This is a genomic window from Deinococcus aestuarii, from assembly GCF_018863415.1.
In the GTDB taxonomy this organism is placed as follows: domain Bacteria; phylum Deinococcota; class Deinococci; order Deinococcales; family Deinococcaceae; genus Deinococcus; species Deinococcus aestuarii.
In genome coordinates this window covers 1-23,007 of sequence record NZ_JAHKSN010000005.1, presented here as the reverse complement: position 1 = coordinate 23,007, position 23,007 = coordinate 1, and the positions used below count along the sequence as shown (strand labels likewise).

Genomic DNA, 23,007 nt, shown 5'->3' with positions numbered 1-23,007 from the left:
GTGAATCATTAGTTGCCCTGAGGAGGCCCCACCATGACCACGGAATCCACCCCCCGTTGCCCCTTCCACGAGTCCGAGCGCAAGACCGGCTTCGGCTCCGACCACCAGCCCGGCGTCGAACTTCAGGGCGACGTGTGGCACCTTCGCTCTTACGCCGCCGTGAGACAGGTGCTGCGCGACAGCGAGCGGGTGCGGCAGGGGGCCACCACCGACAATGTGCTCGTCACCCGTCTGCGCCCAGCGGTGATCTTTCAGGACGGGGAGGAGCACCGTGAGCAGCGCACCGCCATCGCCCGCTTCTTCACCCCCAAGACGGTGCAGGACAAACACCACGCCTTCATCGACCACCTGACCGAGCGCCTGATCGTGCGGCTCCTGCGGGCGGGGCAGGCCGACCTCAGCGACCTGAGCATGGAACTCTCGGTCGAGGTCGCCGCGCGCGTGGTGGGCCTGACCGACTCGCTTCAGCCCGGCATGGACCGCCGCATCGACGAGTTGCTCTCCGGCAGTGACATCAGCGGTGTTGCGGGGGCGGGTCCACTGGCCCGCCTGCGGAGCGCCGTCACCCAGGCCAGGGGCCTGCTCAGGATGTCGAGCTTCTACCGCATCGACGTGCGCCCCGCCATCCAGGCCCGGCGCCAAAAGCCCCAGGAGGACGTGATCAGCCACCTGCTGGGCCAGGGCTACAACGACCTCGAAATTCTGGTGGAGTGCCTGACCTACGCGACCGCCGGGATGGTCACCACCCGCGAATTTCTCGGCGTGGCGGCGTGGCACCTGCTGGAACATGACGAGGTGCGCGGGCAGTACCTCGCGGGCGACCGCACCGAACGGCACCGCATCCTGCACGAGATCCTGCGGTTGGAGCCGGTGGCCTCGACCCTGTGGCGCAAGGCGGTGGGGGACGTGATCATCGAGCAGGGGGGCGCGGCGCACCACATCCCGGCGGGGGCGCGCATGATTCTGGACCTTCGCACCGCCAACGCCGACGCCTCGGTGGTCGGCGAGGGGCCGCTCACGCTCTGCCCGCGCCGGGCCCTGCCGAGCGGCGTGCAGGCGCAGGCCCTGAGCTTCGGGGACGGCGCGCACCGCTGCCCCGGCGCTTTCCTCGCCGTCCACGAGAGCGACGTATTTCTCCACCGTCTGCTGAGTTTGCCACTGCGCATCGTGGGTACGCCGCAACTGACCTTCAACGAGATGCTGATGAGTTACGAGATCCGCGACTTCATCGTTGAAGTTCATGAATGAAAGGGGGAGCGGACAGGATTTAAAAATTTTGTGCACAAAATTGCTGGCTCTTGTCCGCTCCCCTCGTAAGGCGTGGAGTACCGCAGGTTGTACTCGAACACGCCGGGCGGGTCGGTCGCCTTGGCCGGGCGTGACTTGGGGGGGTGACTCCCGCCGGGGAGGTCGTGCAGGCCCTGGGCGAGCTGGTGCGGGCCGGGACCATCCGGTACGACGGCCTGTCCAATGTGCCCGCCTGGTATCTGACGAGGGCGGCCACGCTGGCCGAAGCGCACGGTGTCCCCGGCCCCATCGTCCTGCAACTTCAATACGCGCTGGTGGACCGTTCCATCGAGCAGGAACACGTGCCCGCCGCGCGTGAGCTGGGTCTGGAGCTCACCCCCTGGAGTCCGCTGGCGGGCGGCTTTCTGGCGGGCAGGTACACGCGCCAGGGGGCGGGGGCCAGCGGGGAGGGGCGTCTGAGCGGCGCGAATCCCTTCGGCGACACCAAGTTCACGGACCACAACTGGCCGGTGTTCGACGTTCTGCGGGCGCTGGCCGCAGAGGTGAACCGCCCCGCTGGTGACGGGCGATCATGACACGTTGCGGCAGGTCGTGGTGAATCTGCTCGACAACGCCCTGAAGTACACCCGCCCGCGGGAGGTGGCGCGCATCGAGGTGGGGGCCCAGGAGCAGCCGGGGGAGTGGGTGATCTCGGTGCGGGACAACGGGGTGGGATTTGGTCCCCAGTACGGCAGCGAGCTGGTCGGGGTGTTTCAGCGGCTGCACCTGGCGAAGGACTTCGAGGGGACGGGGGTGGGGCTGGCGAACGTGCGGCGGATCATGGCGCGGCATGGGGGCCGGGTCTGGGCCGAGGGAAGGCCGGGGGAGGGGGCGACCTTTCGCTTCAGCCTGCCCAGGAGCTGACGGGCCCCACGTGGGACGCCGCCCCGTCCCGGCCAGGCGTCAGGGGCCCGGCTCCTCCCGCACCGCCATCGCCCGTCCCCGGGCACAGGCGCTCGCCCCTTCGGCCTCGCCCCGGGGCGAAGACGCGGCTCACCCTGTGGAGAAACAGCCGTGCCCCAGCACTTCAGGCCCGTCCTTCCTGCCCACCAGAACCGGCCACGCTGTCCGCGCGCTCCACCAACCGTGTCCCGGGCAACAGCGAGAAGAAGGCCTCCACGACCTGCGGGTCGAAGTGCTGCCCGGCCTGGGCGTGCAGCTCCCTCAACGCCTCCCCTGGCGTCCACGCCCGCTTGTACGGCCGCTCACTCGTGAGCGCGTCATACACGTCCACCACCGCGAAAATGCGTGCCCCCAGCGGGATCTCTTCTCCTGCCATGCCGTCCGGGTAGCCCGCCCCGTCCCACCGCTCGTGGTGGTGACGCACGACGTGCAGCGTCTCCGTGCCCAGGGTGGGCATCTGGCGGGCGAGCTCATACCCCCGCGCCGCGTGCCCCCGCATGGTGATCCACTCCTCGGCGGTGAGCTTTCCCGGCTTGAGCAAGACGGCGTCCGGTACGGTCAGCTTGCCCAGATCGTGCAGGTAGGCCCCCTGGCGCAGTTCCTCCAACAGGTCGCCCCTCAGGCCGAGCACTTCCCCCAGCCGGGTCGCCAGCGCCACCACCCGCCGGGTGTGCCCCGAGGTCTCCAGGTCGCGCGCCTCCAGGGCCAGGCCCAGCGCGAGCAGCCCCCCCTCGCGGGTGGCCTCCACCGCCCGCAGGTGGCTCTCGCGCTCGACCGCCCGGGCGATCAGTTCGGCGGCCCGCCCGGCCAGGGCCCGCGCCGCCCGGGGCAGCGCCGGGAGATCGCGAAACCACACCAGGTTCACGACGCCCTCGACCTCCCCGCCCGCGAGCACCACCGGGGCCACCACCACCCCCCGCACCCCCGCCGCGATGAGTTCCGGCCGCGCGTCGGGTTCCTGCGGGTAGGCGTGGGTGGCCTGCACGCCCCGCCGGGCCCGGGAGGACATGCCGGCGGCGCGCCGCTCCCGCTGGGCGCTCAGCACCGCGCGGTAGGGGCCGGGCGCCTCGCCGACCTCGGCACCCACCTGCCGGGCGGGCGCGTAGTAGGCGGCGTGGTCGGCGCCCAGGAAGGCGCGGCAGGCCTCCAGGCTGGCCTGGGCCACGGCGGCAGGCTCGGTGAGCGAGAGGGTCGCCCCGGACAGTTCGGCGAGCATTCGGAACTCCTCGGCGCGGTCCTGGGCGGCCTGGACGGCCCGGGCCCGGCCCAGCGCCGCCGCTCCCGCCGTGGAGAGCGCCGTGAGCAGGTGGACGTCGCGCTCCCCGAAGGGTCGGTTCGCTCCCCGGGCGACCACCACCGCCCCCAGAGGCCCCTCGGCCGAGTCGAGCAGCGGCGCCGCCAGCAGCACCTCCCCGCCCCCCGGGGACAGGCCTTGAACCTCACCGGTCTCCAGCGCGCGGCAGGCCAGGGTGAACGCCCCCGGCTCGCCCCACAGCACCGGCTCGCTCCTTGCGGGAGACACGAAGGCCGCGCGGGAGGCCCCCAGCAGCCGGGTCGCGTAGTCGGCGAGGAGGCCGGGCAGGTCCTCCGGCCCAGCCGCGTGCAGGGCACGGCACGCCGCCGACCACCCGCCGAGCAGGGCGCTCAGCCCGCTGCCCCCCACCGGGTCCGCCGTCAGGGCCCGCTCGCGCCGCCACACCCCCTGCTCAAGCTTCACGGCTCACCCCACCACGTTCCCGGGACACGCGGCGCGCGGCGTCCACCCGGCCCGCCACCTCACCCACATCCGCCTCCGGGTGCCCGGACCCGGCCGCCCCGCCCACGCGGTTCCGGCCGCCCCGCTTGGCCGCGTAGAGGGCCTCGTCCGCGCGTTTGAACAGCCAACTCGCGGGCTCGTCCCCCCGCAGGGTGGCGACGCCCAGGCTGACCGTCACCCCCCCGACGCCGAAGTCGTGCGCGGCCACCCGCGCGCGCAGCCCTTCCGCGCGCCCCCACGCCCGCGCCCCGTCCACCCCCGGCAGCAGCAGGACGAACTCCTCGCCCCCCCAGCGGGCCAGCACTTCACCCGCGCCCAGTTCGCTCCGGACGAGAGCGGTGAGGTCGACCAGCACGCGGTCTCCCACGTCATGACCGTAGGTATCGTTCACCCGCTTGAAGTGGTCGAGGTCGAAGGTGACCAGGCTCAGGGCCGACCCCTCGCGCCGGGCACACGCCACCTCCCGGGCGAGGGCCGCGTCAAAGGCCCGCCGGTTGGGCAGGTCCGTGAGCACGTCCACGTGCGCGTACCGCTCCAGGAGTCCCCGCTCATGTTCGAGCGTGGCGTGGCGGGTGTACACCCCGGTCAGCACGTGCAGCAGCAGGTAGAAACAGCCTCCCACCGCGGCCTGGGTCAGCACCAGGCTCAGCCCCCCGCCCAGAACGGCCTGCCCGTGCCCCACCGCGTGCCCGGTGGCGAGCGTCGTCAAACCGAGGCTCGTCAGAAAGAGGCCGAGGGCGAGTCGTCCGGCCAGCGGCACGGGGAACAGCAGCCAACTGCACACCATCACCACGTAGGTCTGGTACAGGTAGCGCCCGTTCAGGGCGGAGGTCGTGTTGCCCGCGAGGATTTCCGGAGGCAGCAGGCGGTAGCTCAGGGCGTCGAAGGACAGCGCCACCAGGACGGCCGCGCCGAACATGACCCGGATGACCGTGAGCGCCCGTCCCGGCAGGGTGCCCAGACCCACGGCACCGGCCAGGAAGACCACGCCGTAGAGCAGGTTGAGGCCCGCTTCCAGCGGATGGGTGGACCACTCCACCCACGCGCGGGCAGCCTCGGTGAGGGCCATGACGGGGAGGATCAGCCGGAAGACGCGTTCGAGCGCCCGCACGTACTCGGGCGTGAAGATCGGGGGTGGGGAGTGAGGCTGCGGCATGGTCAGGGGAACGCTGCTCGCGGTGGGCGCAAGCTGTGATCCAGTGTGGGCGGCCTCCGCCACAGAACTCTTACCGCAGCGGCCCTTCACTTCCGGACAACGCGGCCGTGCGGCACCAAGATCGGGAGGCTGCCCCACCACTCCGTCAATCAACCCCCTTCGCCCGCCCCTCTCGGGTCGTCACCGCCAGGCGACCGGCAAGGTGCAGGCCGGCTCACCCAGCTTGTTGCGCGCATCGGAGCGGGTCCTGCTCGGTGGAGGGCCTCGAAGGCGGGAAGAACATCACCCTCCTGAGAGAGGAGGCTCCGACAGCCCGAGGCGTTCCCACGCCTCCCCGGCGGAGTGAAGACCGTTCCCCTGACCGCGCGACAGAACCGTGTCAGGGCCGGCCTGGTACAACGGAGCGCGATGACGGCCACTCCCACCCTGGGTCAACCGCTGCCCACCACCGGCCACGCGAGCGGCTTCACCTCCTGCGACTGCCACGCGGTCGTCCCCCTCGATCTCGACCGCTTCACCAGCCTCGCCATCCACGCCGCCTCCCGCCACCTGCACCGCAAGCTCGCCCTGCTGCTCACCGCCCAGGGCCTGCCCCTGGAGACGCACGACGACGCCTTCGTGATCCCCGCCCAGGCCTTCGAATGCCTGGACCAGGTGCTGGCGGGCTTCTCTCAGACCGAGCGACCCGATCTCCTCGCCCTGCCCCGCAGCGGTGATCGGGTCGAGACCTGGCACATCGCCCCGCTGGAGCAGTGGGTGGCACGGCTGTCGAGCCGCTGGTTCGCCGGGGCCAGCGGGCACCTGCGCTTTCACCTGCAACCCATCGTGGAACTCGCCAGCGGGCGGGTGTACGGCTACGAGGCCCTGGTCCGTGCTCAGTGGCACGGCCAATTTTTCGGAGCAGGCCCCCTGCTGCAAGCTGCCGCCGCGCATGGTCAGTCCCGGGGCTTCGACGCCCACGCCCGGCGCACCGCCATCCGCCAGGCCTACCCGCAGCTCCAGGGGGATCAGGTGCTGTTCATCAACTTCGCCCCGGGGGTGGTGTACAACCCCGACATCTGCCTCCAGACCACCTTCGAGACCTGCCGCGAGGTGGGAGCGGACTTTTCCCGCCTGCTGTTCGAGGTCACCGAGAGCGAGGCCTTCCCCGACCTGCGGCTGCTGAAACGCATCCTGGAACGCTACCGCGCGGAGGGGGCCCAGGTGGCGCTCGACGACCTCGGCGCCGGGCACACCAGCCTGACCTACCTCTCCGAACTCAGGCCCGACGTGGTGAAACTCGACCGCGGTCTCGTCCGGGACCTGCACGGCGACGATCCCCGGGTGCCGCTGGTGAGCGCCCTGATCCGCTACGCGCACGACCTGGGCGTCCGGGTGGTGGCCGAGGGGCTGGAGACCCAGGAGGAGGTGCAGATCGTCTATGAGCTGGGCACCGACTACGCGCAGGGCTACTTTCTCGGTCGCCCCGTCGAGCAGGCGTCCGGCCTCACCCCACAGGCACTTCACTACTGGGCCACCCGATGACCGTGGTCTCGCCGCGGGCCGCGCTCCCCACCGACCTGCTCTGGCAGGTCCTCGATGCGGCCGACGTCGGGCTGCTCGTGACGGACGCCGCGCGGCGCATCGTCTACGTCAACGCGACCTTTACCCGTGAGACGGGGTACAGCCAGGAGGAGGTGCTGGGCCGCCCCTGCTCCTTCTTACAGGGACCCGAGACCGACCCGGCGGATATCCAGGCCATGCGCGAGGCCTTGGACCTGGGCGAGCCGATCCGGCGGGTGGTGCTGAACTACCGCAAGGACGGGCGCACCATGTGGTACCGGCTGCGGATCCGGCCGCTGTGCGAGAACGGCGCCGTGCGCTACTTCGTGGGCGTGCAGGAGGACTTCTCCGAAACCCACACCGCGCAGGTCCGGCTGGAGCGCCTCGCCTCCCTCGATCCGCTGACCGGGCTCGGGAACCGCCGCGCCTTCGACACCCGGCTCGCCGATCTCGTGGGGCAGGGGTGGGCTCTTACCCTGGTGCTGCTCGACCTGAACGACTTCAAACAGGTGAACGACCTGCGAGGTCACCCGGCGGGCGACGCCCTGCTCGCGTCGGTGGGACGGTGCCTGAAGGACGTGACCCCGGAGACGGGCGGCGCCTACCGCCTGGGGGGTGACGAGTTCGCCGTCTTGCTGCCCGGCACCGGTGAGGCACGGGGAGGGGAGGACCTGCTCGACGCACTTCAAACCCTGGAGGGCGGGACGTTGCGCGCCGGGCTGGGCACCGCCCGCTTCCCTGAGGAGGCCGCCGACCTCCCCGCGCTGCTGCGGTTGGCCGACCGGCGGCTCTACGCCCACAAGGCGGCGGGCAAGATCCCACCCAGACCCGGGTCAGGCAGGTGAACGAGGGCCCACCGACCCCCCAGAACACGTTGGACCAGTCCCGACCGATCGGCCAAAAAGAGCGATTGTTGTCGCCCTGTTCATCGACGCGGTGGCAGCCCATCAAGTCTGGGGGGCCCTGTTCGCCCTGCGCCCGCCCGACTTCCTGAGCCTCGCGGGATCACGGCCGCAGAACGTGCCCCCCGACTTCCTCGAGCGGGCCCTCACCCGGGCGAGACAGGACGGCGCGCGGGTCGCGGTGGATGCGAACGGCGAGGAGTTGCGCCGCCTGGCCCGGTCCGAGCTGGAGCGGCTGGTGGGGCGTGTGCTGCCCGCCGGGGAGGACGTGAGCGCGGCCTGCCGGGAGGTGCTGGCGCTCGGGGCTGGGGCGGTCGCCCTGAGCCTGGGGGAGCAAGGGCCCTGCTGGTGAGCCCAGATGGGGAGTGGCAGGCCATTCCCCCAGGGTCGAGATGCGGTCCCAGGTGGGGTCGGGAGACGCCCTGCTGGCGGGACTGTGCGTGATTCTGGCCGAGGGCTGGGACCCGCTGGACGCCCTGGCTCCGGCGTGGCCTGCGCAACAGCCACGGCGACGACGCCCGGGACCGAGCTGTGTTTCTGGGAACAGGTCGGGGAGCAGGTGCGGTCATCGCGGCCCGGCAGCCGACCTCACGACCACAGACCAGGGGCATCGGGGCCTGGTTCGTGATCGCGCGTCGGGCCGCTGACTTCCTCTCGCCCCCTGCGCCCGAACGGCCTGCCCCTCTCTTGAAGAGTCACGGGGCCGTGGTTGCGGGCGTCCATTGGCCTTCGCAACCTGACAACCCTGTTGTTGTTGGCCTGGGTGTTCAGTCTCGGCTGGACGGTACGCGGCCACCAGCTTCTGGTGGCCGCGCCGGGAAGAGCCCAGTCCGCCGACGGGCGGCGCTCGATGGCGGTCCTCCGCCCCACGCCGTTGGTCGGACGTTCATGCATCACGACCCTGGCGGCCTCCGCGTGGAGACTGGCCCCACCATGACCGCCCTGATGCTCTTGATCGAGGCTGCCCCGGACCTGAATCACCTGATCGGCCTGGACCTGCGGGAAGCCGGGTACCCGATCACGACGGCGCCCGACGGCTCCACGGGCCTGCGGCCGGTCTTCCCTCACCGGCCGCAGGTGGGTGGTCCCCGACCCGGGAGTGCCAGACATGGACGGCGCGCAGGGGCGGCGTCAGATCCGCCAGCACAACGAAGTCCCGGTGATCGTTCTCACGGCTCTGGGCGCGGTGGAACGCAAGGTACGCCTGTTGAGAGGTGGCCGGTTGGCCGAACGGCGGGGAGGGAACGGCCGGGCTTCTCACCGCGCACGGTGGTCTGTGGCAGCGACAGCCCATCCAGACCCTGCCAGCCAGGGTCGGCAGGCTGTCTTCATGACGCGAACCGGGCACCCGGCACGCCAGAACGGGCGAGGACCTGTGCCGTCGTCAACCGGGAAGGTCGCCGGATCCCACTCCCCGACGGTCACCACCCCCTGGACCCCGGGTTTCGGCGTTCCGCAGCGGTGTGAGGCCCACCCTCCGGAGCGCCGCCTTGAGCGAACATTGATCCCCAATGAGGGGGGCTTTCCCGGCGCGCCTGCTCTTCAGGACAGCTTCATTGGAGGGGCTTTGTTCTCGTCCGGGCGCCGGGAGCGGCCACCTCGTCCCGGTATGCTGGGAAAGCGAAAGCCGACCGCGAAAGGACACCGACCTTGGAGAACCTCCCACCGCTGCTCACGCTCGAACAGCTCCGCGAGACTGGCCCACTGGGCCAGGAACTGATGGCGGCGGCCCGCCGCCACGTGGGGGCCGCCGGGCTGGAGCAGGCCGCCTGCCTGGAGAGATTGCTGCGGGTCTGCCGGGACCAGGCCGCCGTCTCCACCGCCCTGCGCTCGCTGGCCTGGGCGCTGGGTCAGATGCAGGACGGGGAGCAAGCCGCCCGTGCCGAGTTGCTGACGGCACTCAACGCCCAATTGGGGCTGGCGTCGCGCTCCGAGGCGGTCCTCGCAGAGGCGCTGCGCGACGTGACCTCCACCCCCGCGGTGTTCCTGAGTGCGGCCGCCCTCCAGGAGATCGAGCAGGACGCCAAGGGGCAACTGAATACCCTCAGGTCCCTGTTCAACCAGGCCAAGCGCTACGGCCGCACCCCCGAGCAGCAGCAGGAATTCGAGCGCCTGGGGTTGGGGATGCAGGAGGCCCTGGACCGCGCGGAACAAGACGAGGTGGTCGGGCGCGCCGAGACCCTGGGCGTGATCATCGCGGAGGCGACCGCGCAGCTCGTCAAGTTGCCGCTCAAGGCGACCCCGGCGGTGGTCGAGACCCTGGAACGGGTGGCGGCGGAACTGCGGACCCGGGCCGCCCGACCGAACCCGCCCGGTCGGGAAGGCTGAGAGGCTTCACACTTCCTTCAGGGGCCCGGAGTTGAGCGAGGCTTGATTTCTGAGGTGCCACGCAAGTCCGGCGTGCCGACCTGGTGGGGCGGCCCCAGAGACTGGCCCGCTGGCAAAGCCGACGTCAACTCCTCTGCGCCGCGGGCTCGCCCTGCTGGGCCTGACTGGGGGCCTGGCCCTGGCGGACGCCGCCTGTCAGCCCCCCGGGGGGCCTCTCCCCGAACGCTCACGCCACGTGGTCCTGGCTCGACGTCTCCGGCTCGATGGCGGGCAAGGGCGACGGCAAGTACGACATCTCCCGGCAGGTCCAGCGCGAACTCGGCCGTTTCCTCCGGGAGACCACCAGCACCAGCACCGTCCGGCTGGTCACCTTCTCGCAGGGCGTCCAGGCCAGCCGCGATTTCGCGTACCCGCGGCAGAAGGCCGAGTTACAGACCTACCTCGACCGCCTGAAGCCGACCGGCGAGCGGACGTTCCTCTACCGCTCGATGCAGGACGTGTTTTCGAAGCTCAGCCGGAACAGCGCCCTCGCCACGACCGTCTATGTCCTCACCGACGGGCAGGACAACGATCCAGGGCCCGTGAAGTTGCAAGACGCCCTGGCGACGTTCGACAAGAACCGGGGCCGCTTCGACAAGCTCTACTACATTGGGCTGGGCACGGACATCCCGCAAGCGGCGAGAACCGCTTTCGATGCCACCGCCTACGCGCGCACGCTGGAAGTTCCGCCCCGGATCATTCCGCAGCTCGGGGGCTTCGGGCTGCTCCCAGCCCTGCTGGAGTTGTCCGGGGGCAGGCTGACCCGCAGCGGCAAGCTGGGCGAGGACGTGCGGCTGGACATGGACAACTCGCAGTTTCCGGGCCTGAAGCTCGGTCAGGGCCGATTGGTCGCGGGGGCGTCCCAGTTCAGCCTGACGGTGGACCCGGCCCGGCACCCCCGAGGCCGCGGCCCTGCTGTGCGTCGAGGGCAACAGGCTCCCGGAGCGGGTCCTGGTCAGGCCTGGCCGGGACCTGCTGGCGGGTGGAGGGCCGGGCGCCGGAACCAGCCCTTCAGGCGGCGATGGCGGCACGTGCAGCGGGGCGAGCACCCCGGCGGGCAGTGCGGCGACTCCCGGCGGCAACCCGGCCACCGGCCCCCTGCGGCTGGTGCTGCTGAACCCGGAGGCGAACCGCACCCTGGCCCCCGGGGAAGCGACGACCCTTAGATACCGGCTTCGGGGACCGGCGGGGTAGCGCGGACAGGTCGATTCCCGCACCCTGCCGCAGGGGCTGGAGGCGACCGTGAACGGTCAGCCCCTGGGTGGACCGCTGACCGTCGCCGCAGGGAGCACCGTCGCGCTCACCTTGCGCAACCGTGGGCTGCCCGCAGGCGAGGCCGCGCGCCTCACCCCAACCCTGAACGGGCGGGCGGCGCAGCCCCAGGTTGTGACGGCGACGGGCGCGGGCGGGGGTGCTGGCAGTGGGGGGCCACCCAGCCCGCGCCCGCTGGCCGAATCGTGCCCCTCGATCCGACAGCCGGGCAGACGCTGGGGCGCGGCGAGAGCACCGTGCTGCGCTACCGGGCGGAGGGGGGACCGGCCACCGTGCAGCTCGGGGCCGCGCCGGACGGGACGACGGTGGCCTTCGAGGGGCAGGCAGGCGACACCCTCAACGTGCCCGCCGGGGGCGAGCGCACCTTCGCCCGCATCCGCGCCGCCCACGGGGGGTCGAGCGGGCGCGGCAGGACCGCATTCCCGACTGGGCCCACCGGGACGTGCTGTACCTGCTCGTCGCCTACTCCCAGCGGGCGTACGAGACGCTCCACGGTCCCCTCACCGAGACGGAGCGGGAGGACCTGTGGGGGGTGTTCCGGCGCGTCGGGCTGGGCCTGGGCATCCCGGAACTGCCCGTGGGCTACGCCGGGTGGCGGGAGGACCGCGAGCGACACCTGAGACGGGACCTGGGTGCGGGAAGCACACCCGCGCCCTGTACGCCGCCTACCGCGAGCACCTGGGCCCGTGGCGGGACCACCTCCTGCGGCAGGTGCAGGCCGTGCTCGTTCCGCAGCAGGTGCGGGAGTTGCTCGGCCTGCCGGCGCGGCCGTGGCTGCGGGCGCTCCTGCCGCTGTGCCCGGGCGCCACGCGGCTCGGCCTGCGCGGCGTCCTGCGCCGGGCCCTGATCCCGCCCGCCCACCTCGCCTCCGTTCGGCGCCTCGACCTGAGCCCGGACTCCCGAGCCTGACGCTCAACGGGAGGGCATGCTTACCAGCCCCCTGGGGGCAGATTGGTTGAATGCCCGCAGCAACGCTAGAGCCCCCGTTCGACCATCCTCACCAGACGGTCCTCGAGTCGACGCGCCTCCGCCTCCCCAAGCTCCCGAAGTGGACCGTCGATCAACAGGGTCGCCAGGCCGTGCACGGCCGACCACGCGAGGAACTCCGCGCCTGGACGCTCCTCGGGCGCGAGAACGCCCGTCCCGACGAGTTCATCCAGCGCGCCGGACAGCAGTTCGAAGGGCGTGCGTCCCCCCTCGCCGCGCCTCTCCGGGCTCCTGGCCTTCGCGAGGTCCCCCGACGTCCAGAAGGCGGTGCGGAAGAGCCCCGGGTGCCTCTGCGCGAACCACATGTACCCCAGCCCGACGGCCCGGAAGCGCAGGCGCGCCCGGGTCACGGGGTCCTGGTCAGGACCCACCGTGGCGAGCTGGGCGTCGATGGCGCGGGCGACCTCCACCTGGGCGGCGGAGCAGACGGCGGCGAGCAGGGCGTCCCGGTCCTCGAAGTGACGGTAGGCCGCGTTCGGGGCGACGCCCACGCGGCGGGTTGCCTCACGCACGCTCACCGCGTCGGGACCCCCTTCCCGGGCCAGGTCCAGACCGGCCCGGATCAAGGCCTGGCGCAGGTCGCCGTGGTGGTAGGTGTCGCGTTTGGCGGATGTGGCTTCAGCCATAGGGTCGGTTCCCGATTGTAATTCTGTTCCTGACGTAGTAATGTGGACGGCGTACACACACCGGAGGTTGGGCGTGTCCGGCACAGGCAGCCTAGCGCGTCACACATCTCCAGCCCCCACTTGAGAGGAGGGAAGTCCAGCCTCAACGCAGCGCGGCGTTTGAGCGTCCGTCCCGCCCCGGTCCACCTCTACCCCTACGAAAGGTCCAGCATGATCGACACGACCCAAGCCCACCCACCCGTCGTCGACCTCGAAACCTGGCAGCGCTCCCGGGCCGAGCTGCTGACCCTGGAAAAAGTCGGCACCCGCCTCACCGACGCCATCGCCGCCCAGCGCCGCCGCCTGCCGATGACGCCCGTGGACGACTCCCTCTTCGTGGGCAAGGACGGTCCGGTCACGCTCGCCGAGCTCTTCGGGAGCCGTCCGCAACCGACCCTGCATCACTTCATGTTCCATCCGGACTGGGACGCGGGCTGCCCCTCCTGCACGCACTTCGCGGAGAATGCCACCCCTCACCTCGCGCACCTCAAATCGATGGACGCCAGCTTCGTCCGCATCTCCCGGGCGCCCATCGGGAAACTGCTGGCCTATGCCGAGAACAAGGGCTGGAGCGTGCCGTGGTATTCGTCGTTCGGGAACACCTTCAACCAGGACTGGGGGTGGACGGGCCCGGACGGGGGCGAAGGACCGGGCCTCAACGTGTACCTGCTGCTGGAGGGGCGGCCCCACCTGACGTACTCCACCACCGGCCGCGGCGTGGAGCCGATGTCGAGCCACTTCGGGTACGCCGACCTGCTGCCGTATGGCCGTCAGGAGCGCTGGCAGGCGGTCCCGCCCGGCTGGCCGCAGGTCTGGCCTCAGCCGCCTGATGTCGAGGTGAATGTCAACAGGCCCACGAGCGGTGTTCTGCACTGTCCCTACAAAGTCGAGCTGTTCGTGCACGTGGACAGCCCAAGCACTCAAGTGAGCGGACACCGCGCCTGTTTCCGGCGGCTTGCATTCTGGTCTGAAGCAATCTCGAGCCCTCTTTGCATAGGTTTCCTGGCAGCCTCTAAAGTTCAAGTTCAGGAAGGAACGTATGAACCAGAATGTCGTGAAGCGTCTTTATCTGATAGAGGTGGGGTCCATGCCGCAGTACCAGATTCCAATCGTTTGCTATCTGGTGCAGACGGATGACGGCAAAAACATCCTGATCGACAGTGGCCTCCCTGAAATCATTCCTGAAGAAGCATCGGAATTCGAGAATGGACGGGACGTGATCGATCAACTGGCGAGCATCGGCTTGGCACCGGACGATATCGATACCGTCGTCTCGACGCATTACGATATCGACCATGCCGGAAGACACGCGGCATTCACGAGGGCGCAGTATGTCGTTCAGCGTGCACATCATCTGGAGGCGGCGAGCAACCCCCGCTTTGCGGCCACTCGGTCCCAATGGGATCAGCCGATGGAGCGCCTCCGGCTGGTGGACGGGGACACGGAACTGCTGCCGGGGCTGAGACTGATCGAGACGAGCGGGCATGTGCCGGGGCATCAATCGGTGCTGGTGCGGCTGCCCACCACGGGGTCGGTGTTGTTGACGGTTGATGCGGTCCCCTTCGGCGAGGGCTTGACCCGGGACGGGCAGGACGACGGGAGCGGCCCGGACGCCGAAGCGATCCGCGCCAGCACCATCAAGCTGCTTGATCTGGTGGAACGCGAGCAGATCGGGCTGGTCATCTTCGGGCATGACCAGGCCCAGTGGGAAGGGCTGAACAAGCTGCCGGAGTCTTACGGGTGAGGAGGTCAGCATCCCTTTCCCCAGTCGGAGGACCGAGAAACAGGAAAGTGGTGTGATGATTCCTCTTTTCCTGCTCCTGGACAGCGACAAGCACAACCTGTCAGGGACCGGGCTCCACATCCATCGGCAAGGAGAGGAACCTTGAAACTTCTGCTGACGTCCGCCGGAATCACCAATGCGAGCATTCACCACGCGCTGGTCGACCTTCTGGGCAAGCCGATTGCCGAGTCCAACGCCCTCTGCATCCCCACCGCGGGCTACGGGCACCCCCAAACCAACCCAGGCCATGCCTGGCGGTTCATCAGCGGACGAGAACCCGAGTGCCCGATGACCGAGCTGGGGTGGAAGTCCTTGGGCGTACTGGAACTCACGGCGCTGCCCAGCATCGGTGAGGAGCGCTGGGTGCCCTGGGTCCGGGAGACAGACGTCCTGCTGGTGAATGGCGGCGACGCCCTGTACCTGTGCCACTGGATGCGGGCGTCCGGGCTGGCGGACCTGTTGCCCTCGCTGCGCGAGACGGTCTGGGTGGGGCTGAGTGCGGGGAGCATGGTGATGACCCCCCGCATCGGGGAGGACTTCGTAGAGTGGCGGTCGCCCACGGGGAGCGATGAAACGCTGGGCCTGGTTGATTTCTCGATCTTCCCGCATCTGGGTCACCCGGAGCTGCCGGAGAACACCCTGGCGAACGCGGAGAGGTGGGCCGCCCGCCTGCATGGCCCGGCCTATGCGGTGGACGATCAGACCGCCATCACCGTGCGGGGCGGCACCGTCGAAGTGGTCTCCGAGGGGCACTGGAGGCTCTTTACGCCCTAACACCGCGAGCCCCGGCGGATTCGCCCGCGACCTCTGGCCTGTGCGGCCGAAACCGGGTGGACCCGAATCATTGGGGGAGCCTGCCGGGTCACCCAGCGATTCTGTCCTCAGCGCGTGGCGCCCTCTCTTCAACCCTGTGAGTTTTTCCCGACCTGAACACGCAGGCCCGCAAGGAGCGTCGTCGAAGAAAACCAGAGGGGTGGTCCGATGAACACAACGATGCTCACCGACGGTCTCAACTTCCCGGAAAGCCCCCGCTGGCGTGAAGGCGAACTCTGGTTTTGCGGCCCCCAGTCCCTTCGAGCTGACCTGAACCGGATGGGCGTCGTCGCACTCGCGCCACGTTTGACACCAGGGGCTGTGACCATCCAGTTGCACGGCGGTGTCGTTTTCGTACCGGAGCGGTCGCCCTCCCACCCGCGGGCATGAGCCCGCCGACGAGCAGCACAAGGAGCCCCCATGCGGAAGGTGATCGTGACCGAGTTCCTGACCCTCGACGGCGTGTACGAGGAGTCCATCCCGTGGCAGAAGGGCTACAGCCCGGATGACGGCCCATTCAAGCACGACGAACTGTTTGAGAGTGGCGCCCTCCTGCTCGGCCGCGTGACCTACGAGGGCTTCGCCAGGTATTGGCCGACGGCGACCGGCACCGGGGCGTTCGGGGAACGGATGAACAACCTGCCGAAGTTCGTCGCTACCACCACCCTCTCTTCCCTCGAATGGAACGCCACCGCCCTGCAAGGGGACGTGGGCGCGGCGGTAGAGGCCCTGAAGCGGCAGGAGGGCGGGAACCTCCTCGTCTACGGCAGCGGGACCCTCGTCCAGACACTGCTGCGCCGCGGCCTGGTGGACGAACTGCGCCTGATGGTCTACCCGCTCGTCCTGGGAAGCGGCAAGCGCTTGTTCGCGGGCGGGGACCGGCTGCCGCTGAACCTCACCTCCTCGCGGGACCTCGGCTCGGGCGTGCTGCTGTTGACCTATGAGCCTGCGACGGGGACTTCACCTGAAAGGACACCGGGCCTGGGTTAATCGCTGCCAGCCCGGACTTTGGGCGAGCCACCAGGACTTCAGCGTCAGTCGCCGCGACCCGTCGAGCGCCTATCCATATCTGCCCTGACGAGAGGAGTTTACCCATGACCCATCAGACCACCGCGGGCACCTACGCCGAGTTGGGCGGATTGAACCTGTACTACGAGCGGCACGGCACACCCCGACCCGATGGGGCGCCGCTGGTCCTCCTCCACGGCGGCTTCGGGGCGACCTCCATGTTCAGCGGGCTGATTCCCGCGCTGTCCGCCAGGCGGGAGGTGATCGCCGTGGACTTGCAGGCGCACGGCCGCACGGCGGACATCGACCGGCCGATGCGCTTTGAGACCCTGGGCGATGACGTCGCCGGATTGCTGGGGCACCTGAAGCTCCCCCAGGCCGACGTGCTGGGCTACTCGTTGGGGGCGGGCGCGGCCCTGAGGTTCGCCGTCCAGCACTCAGGGTCGCTCCGCAAGCTGGTCGTCGTATCGTTCCCATTCCGCCGCAGCGGCTGGTTCCCGGAGGTGCGCGAGGGCATGGCCCAGATCGGTCCTCACACCGCCGAGGGCCTGAAGCAGGGGCCTATGCATTCGCTCTACACCAGCCTTGCACCCCACCCCGACGACTGGCCGAGGCTGGTGACCCGGGTCGGCGAGGTCGTGAACAGCGAGCACGACTGGGCAGACGAACTGCGCGAGTTCCGGAACCCGACCCTGATCGTCGCCGGGGACGCCGACAGCTTCGCGCCCGCGCACGCCGCCGAATTCTTCGCGCTGCTGGGGGGTGGCCTGCGGGACGCGGGCTGGGACGGCTCCGGCCGAACGGCGCACCGCCTCGCCGTCCTGCCCGGCGCGACCCACTACGACATCTTGCAGTCGCCCCTGTTGCTGCCCGCCGTCACCGCTTTCCTGGACGCCCCGTAAAGGAGAGCCATGCCCAGCTTTGAAACGACCCTGAGACGGGAGCGCAAAACGGCCACCGGCATCGAGGTGCCCCCGGAGGTCGTGTCGGCCCTGGGGACTGGTAAGAAGTCGGCGGTGAAGGTGACCCTGAACGGCTCTACCTACCGCAGCACCGTGGCCGTCATGGGAGACCGGTTCACGGTGCCCGTCAGTGCCGAGCACCGCTAGGGCGCCGGAGTTCAGGCGGGCGATCACGTGAGCGTGACGCTGGAAGTGGACACCGAACCCCGCGAGGTCGAGGTGCCGGACGCCTTGCGGGGGGCGCTGAACGCCAACCCCACGGCCTTGGAGCGCTTCGGCCAGCTCTCCTCCCGTCAACACCGCCAGCCTGTCCTGACGGTGGAGGGCACCAGGAACCCCGAAACATGCCAGTAGCGCGTGGAGAAGGTTATTCAGACACTGACGGAGGGATGATGGACTGGACGCTGGAGGTGGTGGTGGTGCCGGTGAGCGACGTGGAGCGCGCCCGCGCTTTCTACGCGGATGGCCTCGGCTTCGTGGTGGATCACGACACGAGGGTGAGCGAGACTCGCCGGATCGTGCAGCTCACCCCGCCGGGGTCCGGGTGTTCCATCGTCGTGGGCACGGGACTCTCACCCATGCCCCCGGGCTCGCTTCAGGGCCTGCAACTGGTGGTGCGTGACCTGCGCGCCGCGAGGGCCCAGCTCCTCGAACGCCACGTGGAGGTCGGCGAGATCCAGGTGGTCGGACCGACCGGGGTACGCCCGGCCCAGCCGGGGGAAGACCTCAACAACGTCGGCTTTCTCTTCTTCAACGATCCTGACGGCAACGGCTGGGCGGTCCAGCAGATCAGCGCCCGACGCTAGCGTGCTGGACCGAAGAAGGTCATTGGCGGTGGCATCCCTCGGGTACAGCTTGCAGGCGACGAAACGAGCGCTGGAGGCGCAGAGCTGACGCAGGATGACAAGGGCCTCAATCAGGCAGGAGCCGTGTGTCGACGCCCGGCAGATCACCCTACCAATGGTGTAGCGGTGGTAAACGCCGGGGTCACGCTCAGCCAGAAACGCCACCAGCGCTCCCGCCTTGGACGCCACACGCCCACGACGTAACCGTCCACCAGCAGGGTCGGGAGGACGTCGCCGTTCTGCTGGATGACCAGGCGGCGGTACTCCGGCGGGATCACCCGGCCACGGTCCTGGGAGGCGAGCAGGGTACTGTCTCACATCGGCAGCAGCCTCGGCGGGGCAGGCGTGTCCTCGTCGGGCGACCAGTCAGGAGTCAGAGCTGGGCGAGCGGTAACGAAGGACGGGGGCGTGAGCCGAACGACCACGGCCCACCACTCGGCGCGTGCCACAAAGGGGCGAAGGTTTTCAGTGCCCACCACGTGCCGGGATGCTGGAACCCCAACCGGGCCGCGAGCATCCCCTCGACCTATGCTCGGGGGCGGGGCTGTGCCGTGAAGTCGGCAAGGTGGGCAGAAGGGCGTCGAGGTCGGCGGTGGTCAGGCCGCTCCCGGTGAAGCGCGGACCACCCAAGCGTGCGGCACGCAAGCTCGACACCATCACCCGGTACAAGGCCGGGTAATCGTCGACATGCACGGCGTGCAGGGTGATGCGCATCAGCGACGCTTTCTCCACTGTCCGCGTGGTGAAGGCGGCGTCCAAATCGGCGTGATCGAAGGGGGCGAGGCGATGCCACAACGCCAGGTACGGTGAGGCTGCCTCCTGCGCTTGTCGGGCCATGACGTGACAGACGCCCTCGGCCACCTCCAGCGCCTCGCGGTGCAGGAGGAGCTGTCGCCCGAGCGTGGCGCGGTTGAGCTGCTTCGCGGAGAGCGTCATCTGGAGTTTGGGCTTTCGCTCCCACAATACAATCGCGGCTCCCCATCCATTCGAATGGCGGTACGTACCAGATCGTGATCGATCCTCCGCGCTTCCCGTAAGCGGGTCGGCCGTCTTGAAAAGCGCAGGGATGCTTGAGGCGCACAGTTGGAGCTGCCCAGGGAGGGCGCGGTCTACTCTGGGGACCATGACCTCGTTTCCCCTGACACCCTCATTCTCTAAGGCTCTTGAGCCCGCCGCCCGCCAGGAGCGGGGCCACCCTGGGAGGTGACGTTCGGCGCCACAGGCCTCACCCCTCGGGTCGGGAAGGGCGTCCAGCCCTCAGAGCGGGATCAGCAGGTTCAAGAGCCTCCGGAACGGATCCGGGGTATCGTCGGCCGTGCGGGTCGCGGCGCGGGCGGCCAACTCATGGACGCCGAAGCCCCTGGCCCTGTCATTGGCGCTCACCACCACGCCCCGGCGACCCGGAACGATGACGACGACAGGCTTCTCCCTCAACTCCGGTTGATCGCGGACCTCGACCGAGGCGTAGAAGGCGTCCATGTCCACCTGCACGATCAGGCGCGTCATGGGGGCAGTGTCCCCGATGGGGTGAACACTTTGGGTCTGACGCCCCACGGTCACCCTCAGACCGTCCTCGAAACCGCCGGGCCATCACTTGGTCGGCGTTCCTTGACGACCGTGGGCGTCAGGAGAACTGGCCGGGCCCGACGGCCCGACCTCCCGGTGACCGAGCCAGCGCGCCGCCTGGGCGACCAGGAACAACCTGGGCTGAGTCGTAGCCCAGACCACCGCGGCATAAAGGATCGCCGTGTCAGGAGAGTGAGAGAAGCTCGAAGACATGATGAAGGCATGTCCACCCCGCCGCCCGAGCCCCGCGCCTCAGACCTGATCCCCGAGCGGAACGCGCGCACCGACGCCGCGCAAGCCGTCGTGACCCTTACCCGGGTTGCGCTGGCGGCTCCGGACCTCCCCTCAGGCGTCACGCCGACCCTGGAACACCTGGTGCGGGGCACGGCCGCCGTCGGCTCGGCCTATTTCCAGGCCGGGAGCGGTGAACTGCTGCGCTACCGCGTCCGGGCGGCCTGGGGCGAGCTCCCCCGGACGCCGGAGATGCAGGCCATCGCCGCCCACGGCCTGCCGGCCGAGACCCCGCTGCTGCGAGCGCTCGACCTCAGCGCCGGACCGCTGTTCTTCGACGACACGCGGCGGGCCAGGGAAACCGAGGGCTTCCCGGCCCTGGGCGTGGCGAGCCTGGCCGCCGCCCCGGTGCGCCGGGCAGATGGCGTGTTGCTGGGGGCCTTTCTGATGCACACCTTCGAGCCGCACACCTGGCAGCCGGAGGAGGCGGCCCTCTTCAGCATGGTTTCCGGCACCATCGCGGCGCTGGCCGGGCGCCTGGCGGCCGAGGAACAGGTCCTCGACACGCGAGAGGCGGCGCTGCGGGCGCTGGGCCTGGCGCTGGAGGCGCGCGACGGGGAGACGCAGGGACACACCGACCGGGTGACCACTCTCGCCCTGCGGCTGGCCGACCGACTGCCGCTCTCCCCGGCCCAGCGGCAGGCGCTGCGCTGGGGCGCCTACCTGCATGACATCGGCAAAATTGCCATCCCCGACACCGTTCTGCTCAAGTCGGGGCGCCTGACGCCCGCGGAGTGGGAGGTCATGCGCTCGCACGTTCGGGAGGGAGACCGCTTCGCCCAGGCGCTGAAGTTCCTGCCCGCCCCGGCCCTGGCCGTGATCAACGATCACCACGAGCGCTGGGATGGCAGCGGGTATCCCGGCGGGAAGGCCGGGCGGGAGATTAGCCTGGAGGGGCGGCTGTTCGCCCTGTGCGACGTGTACGACGCCCTGACCAGCGCGCGCCCCTACAAGGCGGCCTGGAGTCATGAGGCCGCTTGCGCGGAGTTGCGGGCGCAGGCCGGGACCCACTTCGATCCCGAACTGGTCGAGGTGTTTCTCCGGGTGGTGGGCGACGAAGGGTCGAGGGAAACGCCTGACTCACCTGACCGGAGCGGGTGAGCGCGGGTCCCCGGGTTGACCGTCCGGTGGCCTCGGGCTTCCCGCGGCTCACCTGACCCGGCGCTCTTCGCGGTGGAACTGGCCTTAGATGGTGCAGGTGCGCGAGCGGGGGGACTGGTGGCGGGTGGTGCTCTTCGTCAACCAGACCCTCCAGGTGGGGACCCCTGGATGTGGAGGTTTTGCAAGACACACGCCGCGTCCCCAATCGCTTCAGGCGGTCAAGGCCTGGCAGGCGGCGTTGATGGCTTTCATGCGCCGCTCGGCGATAGGACGGAACTCCGGCCCCAGGTGCCCCACCCGGTCCGGGTGATGGCGCTTCGCCAGCGCCTTGTACGCCGCCCGAATCTCCTGCGGTGAGGCATCCCGTCTCACCCCAGCACCTCGCCCCCCCCGCCCTCCGACAGGGCCGGCTACCGGGGACCTCGGCACCCAGGACCTCTTCCTCGACCCCGTGCGTGGCCTCCAGGCCCTGTATCACGCACCCAGGCAGGGCTCCCGCAGGACGCCACGACGCCGATCCATCCAGAACTCGGGCGGCCCGGACGCCTGAAGCACCGGGCGTGAGGCAGGCAAAAATACCCCTGTCTTTTGAAGGGGTCCGGCAGAACAATGGGCAGCACTCTCCCCAGTCCACCCACGTCACCTGCGAGGACCCCATGCGCCCCACCCCTCCCCGACCGCCCCGCCCCCTCCTGACGCTGCTCACCGCCATGACGCTCGCGGGCGCCGCGCACGCGCAGGTCTCCTACAACCCCGGCGCCACGTCCTACCCCTGGTCCGACAGTGCGGGCAACACCTTCAACAACAGCCTGTCGGCGGTGATGAGCCAGCAGAACATCTACCAGAATCAGCTCACCACCCAGATCATTCAGAACAACATGCAGAGCAGCATGTCCATGAACCTGATGATGCAGCAGGCCATGCTCTCGGAGATGCAGCTTCAGGCGGCGCGCGAGGAGCGGGGCAAGGCGGTCATCGCGGCGGGGCGGGCCACGCTGCTCTTCACGCCCCAGCCGTACGAGCCCCCCCTCGCCCAGTGGGCCGAGCAGGCGAAGACCTCCGTCGAGCGCAAGCGGTGGGAATACGCCGAGCAGATGCGGGTGTGGAACGACGCCGTGAAGCGCTACGGCGCCAAGCCCGACGACCTCTCCCACCTGCTGGCGACCGCGAGCGTGCTCGCCTACGAGGGCTACACCGGGATGCGCGCCTCGGCCGCCGCCTGGAAGGCCCGCCGGGCGGAGATCGCCCGCACGTTCCTGGCCGACGCCGCGTACCAGGGCTACAGCGCGCAGGACAAGGCCGGGCTTGCCAACGACCTCCGTCTGGCGGGCTACTCTGTCTTCGAGCGCCAGGAGTACCAGCGCACCGGCGACCGGACCTGGCTGGAGCGGGCCAAGCAGGAGGGGGCGGCCTTCCTCGACCGGTGGTGGACCTCGGACACCCGGGGGAGAACGGACGCCGACGACTCGGCCGCCAACCTCGCCCGGCACGGCGCCGCGCCGGCCCCAGTGCTCGCCCGCGTGCCGGGGGGGACGCCCTCCGTCTCCGGCGGGGCCACCAAGGCGCCCCCCGCGCCCACCCAGGCGGCCCGGCCCCTCAGCCTGGGCGAGGCCGTCTCCCGGACCAGCTTTCGGCGCAGCGGCGTGCTGCTGGCCGACCTGCTGCTGGGGGACACCTCTCAGAGGGTGTTTGAAAAGGGTCAGGTCCTGCGGCAGTTTTGAGGTGTGAAACGCAAAACATACCCGAGTGACCTGACCCGGAAGCAGTTTAAGCGCCTTGAGCCGCTGTTGCCTGCGGGCCG

26 protein-coding genes are annotated in these 23,007 nt (G+C 69.9%); 19 read left to right on the top strand and 7 right to left on the bottom strand.

Going from position 1 to position 23,007, the window contains the following annotated elements:
- The first annotated feature begins 33 nt into the window (after positions 1 to 33).
- The 3 genes from IC605_RS08745 to IC605_RS08735 all read left to right on the top strand — a co-directional run bounded on the left by IC605_RS08745 (position 34) and on the right by IC605_RS08735 (position 2,151).
- Entirely contained in the window at positions 34 to 1,248 is a 1,215-nt protein-coding gene (locus IC605_RS08745; RefSeq protein ID WP_216321940.1) for a cytochrome P450, read from the top strand.
- 143 nt (positions 1,249 to 1,391) lie between these two features.
- On the top strand, positions 1,392 to 1,823 hold the full coding sequence (locus tag IC605_RS08740) for an aldo/keto reductase (RefSeq protein ID WP_216321937.1): 432 nt from the start codon (positions 1,392 to 1,394) through the stop codon (positions 1,821 to 1,823).
- Positions 1,807 to 2,151: a sensor histidine kinase gene (locus tag IC605_RS08735; protein ID WP_343216551.1), complete on the top strand. Its 345-nt coding sequence runs from the start codon at positions 1,807 to 1,809 to the stop codon at positions 2,149 to 2,151. The genes IC605_RS08740 and IC605_RS08735 overlap by 17 nt, the downstream gene beginning before the upstream one ends.
- Before the next feature lie 163 nt (positions 2,152 to 2,314).
- On the opposite strand, the gene IC605_RS24530 is transcribed toward IC605_RS08735, so the two are convergent.
- Positions 2,315 to 3,907, bottom strand: a complete 1,593-nt coding sequence (locus IC605_RS24530) for an HD-GYP domain-containing protein (protein ID WP_343216550.1) — start codon at positions 3,905 to 3,907, stop codon at positions 2,315 to 2,317.
- Entirely contained in the window at positions 3,897 to 5,102 is a 1,206-nt protein-coding gene (locus IC605_RS08725; protein WP_216321934.1) for a GGDEF domain-containing protein, read from the bottom strand. Before IC605_RS08725 ends, IC605_RS24530 begins: the two co-directional genes overlap by 11 nt.
- Before the next feature lie 408 nt (positions 5,103 to 5,510).
- Between IC605_RS08725 and IC605_RS08720 the strand changes: the two genes are divergently transcribed.
- The 6 genes from IC605_RS08720 (at position 5,511) to IC605_RS24525 (ending at position 12,094) form a co-directional block, all read left to right on the top strand.
- Complete coding sequence (locus tag IC605_RS08720) at positions 5,511 to 6,626, top strand: EAL domain-containing protein (RefSeq protein WP_216321931.1); 1,116 nt, start codon at positions 5,511 to 5,513, stop codon at positions 6,624 to 6,626.
- Positions 6,623 to 7,489, top strand: a complete 867-nt coding sequence (locus IC605_RS08715; RefSeq protein ID WP_216321928.1) for a sensor domain-containing diguanylate cyclase — start codon at positions 6,623 to 6,625, stop codon at positions 7,487 to 7,489. The genes IC605_RS08720 and IC605_RS08715 overlap by 4 nt, the downstream gene beginning before the upstream one ends.
- A 91-nt stretch (positions 7,490 to 7,580) precedes the next feature.
- Complete coding sequence (locus IC605_RS08710; RefSeq protein WP_216321916.1) at positions 7,581 to 7,898, top strand: 1-phosphofructokinase family hexose kinase; 318 nt, start codon at positions 7,581 to 7,583, stop codon at positions 7,896 to 7,898.
- A gap of 1,298 nt (positions 7,899 to 9,196) precedes the next feature.
- Positions 9,197 to 9,874: a hypothetical protein gene (locus IC605_RS08705; protein WP_216321913.1), complete on the top strand. Its 678-nt coding sequence runs from the start codon at positions 9,197 to 9,199 to the stop codon at positions 9,872 to 9,874.
- A 164-nt stretch (positions 9,875 to 10,038) separates the two neighbouring features.
- Positions 10,039 to 11,079: a vWA domain-containing protein gene (locus IC605_RS08700; RefSeq protein WP_281416250.1), complete on the top strand. Its 1,041-nt coding sequence runs from the start codon at positions 10,039 to 10,041 to the stop codon at positions 11,077 to 11,079.
- Between the two features lie 697 nt (positions 11,080 to 11,776).
- The gene (locus IC605_RS24525; protein WP_246580616.1) at positions 11,777 to 12,094 is read left to right on the top strand and encodes an oxygenase MpaB family protein; all 318 of its coding nucleotides are present in this window, start codon (positions 11,777 to 11,779) and stop codon (positions 12,092 to 12,094) included.
- Between the two features lie 65 nt (positions 12,095 to 12,159).
- On the opposite strand, the gene IC605_RS08690 is transcribed toward IC605_RS24525, so the two are convergent.
- Positions 12,160 to 12,798, bottom strand: coding sequence for a TetR/AcrR family transcriptional regulator (locus IC605_RS08690; RefSeq protein WP_216321900.1), 639 nt, complete (start codon positions 12,796 to 12,798; stop codon positions 12,160 to 12,162).
- 210 nt (positions 12,799 to 13,008) lie between these two features.
- Here IC605_RS08690 and IC605_RS08685 point away from each other — a divergent pair, with 210 nt between their 5' ends.
- The 8 genes from IC605_RS08685 (at position 13,009) to IC605_RS08650 (ending at position 18,209) form a co-directional block, all read left to right on the top strand.
- Positions 13,009 to 13,974 (top strand): DUF899 family protein, encoded by a 966-nt coding sequence (locus tag IC605_RS08685; RefSeq protein WP_216321899.1) that lies wholly within the window; start codon positions 13,009 to 13,011, stop codon positions 13,972 to 13,974.
- On the top strand, positions 13,925 to 14,581 hold the full coding sequence (locus IC605_RS08680) for an N-acyl homoserine lactonase family protein (protein ID WP_246580615.1): 657 nt from the start codon (positions 13,925 to 13,927) through the stop codon (positions 14,579 to 14,581). Before IC605_RS08685 ends, IC605_RS08680 begins: the two co-directional genes overlap by 50 nt.
- Positions 14,582 to 14,722: 141 nt before the next feature.
- A complete protein-coding gene (locus IC605_RS08675) occupies positions 14,723 to 15,394 on the top strand; it encodes a Type 1 glutamine amidotransferase-like domain-containing protein (protein ID WP_216321897.1) in 672 nt (223 codons plus the stop codon).
- 459 nt (positions 15,395 to 15,853) lie between these two features.
- A complete protein-coding gene (locus IC605_RS08670) occupies positions 15,854 to 16,423 on the top strand; it encodes a dihydrofolate reductase family protein (protein WP_216321896.1) in 570 nt (189 codons plus the stop codon).
- 104 nt (positions 16,424 to 16,527) lie between these two features.
- Entirely contained in the window at positions 16,528 to 17,343 is an 816-nt protein-coding gene (locus tag IC605_RS08665) for an alpha/beta fold hydrolase (protein WP_216321895.1), read from the top strand.
- A gap of 9 nt (positions 17,344 to 17,352) precedes the next feature.
- Positions 17,353 to 17,550 carry a DUF1905 domain-containing protein gene (locus IC605_RS08660; protein WP_216321894.1) on the top strand — a complete coding sequence of 66 codons (198 nt, stop codon included), beginning with the start codon at positions 17,353 to 17,355 and terminating at the stop codon, positions 17,548 to 17,550.
- 27 nt (positions 17,551 to 17,577) lie between these two features.
- Positions 17,578 to 17,757, top strand: coding sequence for a YdeI/OmpD-associated family protein (locus tag IC605_RS25035; protein WP_216321893.1), 180 nt, complete (start codon positions 17,578 to 17,580; stop codon positions 17,755 to 17,757).
- A 35-nt stretch (positions 17,758 to 17,792) separates the two neighbouring features.
- Positions 17,793 to 18,209 carry a VOC family protein gene (locus IC605_RS08650; protein WP_246580614.1) on the top strand — a complete coding sequence of 139 codons (417 nt, stop codon included), beginning with the start codon at positions 17,793 to 17,795 and terminating at the stop codon, positions 18,207 to 18,209.
- Between the two features lie 143 nt (positions 18,210 to 18,352).
- Here the strand turns inward: IC605_RS08650 and IC605_RS08645 are convergent, their stop codons facing one another.
- The 3 genes from IC605_RS08645 to IC605_RS08635 all read right to left on the bottom strand — a co-directional run bounded on the left by IC605_RS08645 (position 18,353) and on the right by IC605_RS08635 (position 19,754).
- Positions 18,353 to 18,526, bottom strand: a complete 174-nt coding sequence (locus tag IC605_RS08645) for a DNA glycosylase AlkZ-like family protein (RefSeq protein WP_216321890.1) — start codon at positions 18,524 to 18,526, stop codon at positions 18,353 to 18,355.
- Between the two features lie 187 nt (positions 18,527 to 18,713).
- A complete protein-coding gene (locus IC605_RS08640) occupies positions 18,714 to 19,184 on the bottom strand; it encodes a DNA glycosylase AlkZ-like family protein (RefSeq protein WP_216321887.1) in 471 nt (156 codons plus the stop codon).
- Between the two features lie 321 nt (positions 19,185 to 19,505).
- Positions 19,506 to 19,754, bottom strand: coding sequence for a Y-family DNA polymerase (locus tag IC605_RS08635; protein ID WP_216321884.1), 249 nt, complete (start codon positions 19,752 to 19,754; stop codon positions 19,506 to 19,508).
- A gap of 282 nt (positions 19,755 to 20,036) precedes the next feature.
- Between IC605_RS08635 and IC605_RS08630 the strand changes: the two genes are divergently transcribed.
- A complete protein-coding gene (locus tag IC605_RS08630) occupies positions 20,037 to 21,206 on the top strand; it encodes an HD-GYP domain-containing protein (protein ID WP_216321881.1) in 1,170 nt (389 codons plus the stop codon).
- A 210-nt stretch (positions 21,207 to 21,416) separates the two neighbouring features.
- Here IC605_RS08630 and IC605_RS08625 read toward each other — a convergent pair whose 3' ends face one another.
- Entirely contained in the window at positions 21,417 to 21,578 is a 162-nt protein-coding gene (locus IC605_RS08625; protein ID WP_216321879.1) for a J domain-containing protein, read from the bottom strand.
- A gap of 284 nt (positions 21,579 to 21,862) precedes the next feature.
- Between IC605_RS08625 and IC605_RS08620 the strand changes: the two genes are divergently transcribed.
- Positions 21,863 to 22,927, top strand: coding sequence for a hypothetical protein (locus IC605_RS08620; protein WP_216321876.1), 1,065 nt, complete (start codon positions 21,863 to 21,865; stop codon positions 22,925 to 22,927).
- Positions 22,928 to 23,007 lie beyond the last annotated feature (80 nt).

Excerpts from the sequence above, each read along its gene's own strand:
- IC605_RS08745 (WP_216321940.1), top strand. The coding sequence starts at position 34 with ATGACCACGGAATCCACCCCCCGTTGCCCCTTCCACGAGTCCGAGCGC.
- IC605_RS08725 (WP_216321934.1), bottom strand. The coding sequence starts at position 5,102 with ATGCCGCAGCCTCACTCCCCACCCCCGATCTTCACGCCCGAGTACGTG.
- IC605_RS08720 (WP_216321931.1), top strand. The coding sequence starts at position 5,511 with ATGACGGCCACTCCCACCCTGGGTCAACCGCTGCCCACCACCGGCCAC.
- IC605_RS08715 (WP_216321928.1), top strand. The coding sequence starts at position 6,623 with ATGACCGTGGTCTCGCCGCGGGCCGCGCTCCCCACCGACCTGCTCTGG.
- IC605_RS08690 (WP_216321900.1), bottom strand. The coding sequence starts at position 12,798 with ATGGCTGAAGCCACATCCGCCAAACGCGACACCTACCACCACGGCGAC.
- IC605_RS08685 (WP_216321899.1), top strand. The coding sequence starts at position 13,009 with ATGATCGACACGACCCAAGCCCACCCACCCGTCGTCGACCTCGAAACC.
- IC605_RS08680 (WP_246580615.1), top strand. The coding sequence starts at position 13,925 with ATGCCGCAGTACCAGATTCCAATCGTTTGCTATCTGGTGCAGACGGAT.
- IC605_RS08670 (WP_216321896.1), top strand. The coding sequence starts at position 15,854 with ATGCGGAAGGTGATCGTGACCGAGTTCCTGACCCTCGACGGCGTGTAC.
- IC605_RS08665 (WP_216321895.1), top strand. The coding sequence starts at position 16,528 with ATGACCCATCAGACCACCGCGGGCACCTACGCCGAGTTGGGCGGATTG.
- IC605_RS08660 (WP_216321894.1), top strand. The coding sequence starts at position 17,353 with ATGCCCAGCTTTGAAACGACCCTGAGACGGGAGCGCAAAACGGCCACC.
- IC605_RS08650 (WP_246580614.1), top strand. The coding sequence starts at position 17,793 with ATGATGGACTGGACGCTGGAGGTGGTGGTGGTGCCGGTGAGCGACGTG.
- IC605_RS08640 (WP_216321887.1), bottom strand. The coding sequence starts at position 19,184 with ATGACGCTCTCCGCGAAGCAGCTCAACCGCGCCACGCTCGGGCGACAG.
- IC605_RS08635 (WP_216321884.1), bottom strand. The coding sequence starts at position 19,754 with ATGACGCGCCTGATCGTGCAGGTGGACATGGACGCCTTCTACGCCTCG.
- IC605_RS08630 (WP_216321881.1), top strand. The coding sequence starts at position 20,037 with ATGTCCACCCCGCCGCCCGAGCCCCGCGCCTCAGACCTGATCCCCGAG.
- IC605_RS08620 (WP_216321876.1), top strand. The coding sequence starts at position 21,863 with ATGCGCCCCACCCCTCCCCGACCGCCCCGCCCCCTCCTGACGCTGCTC.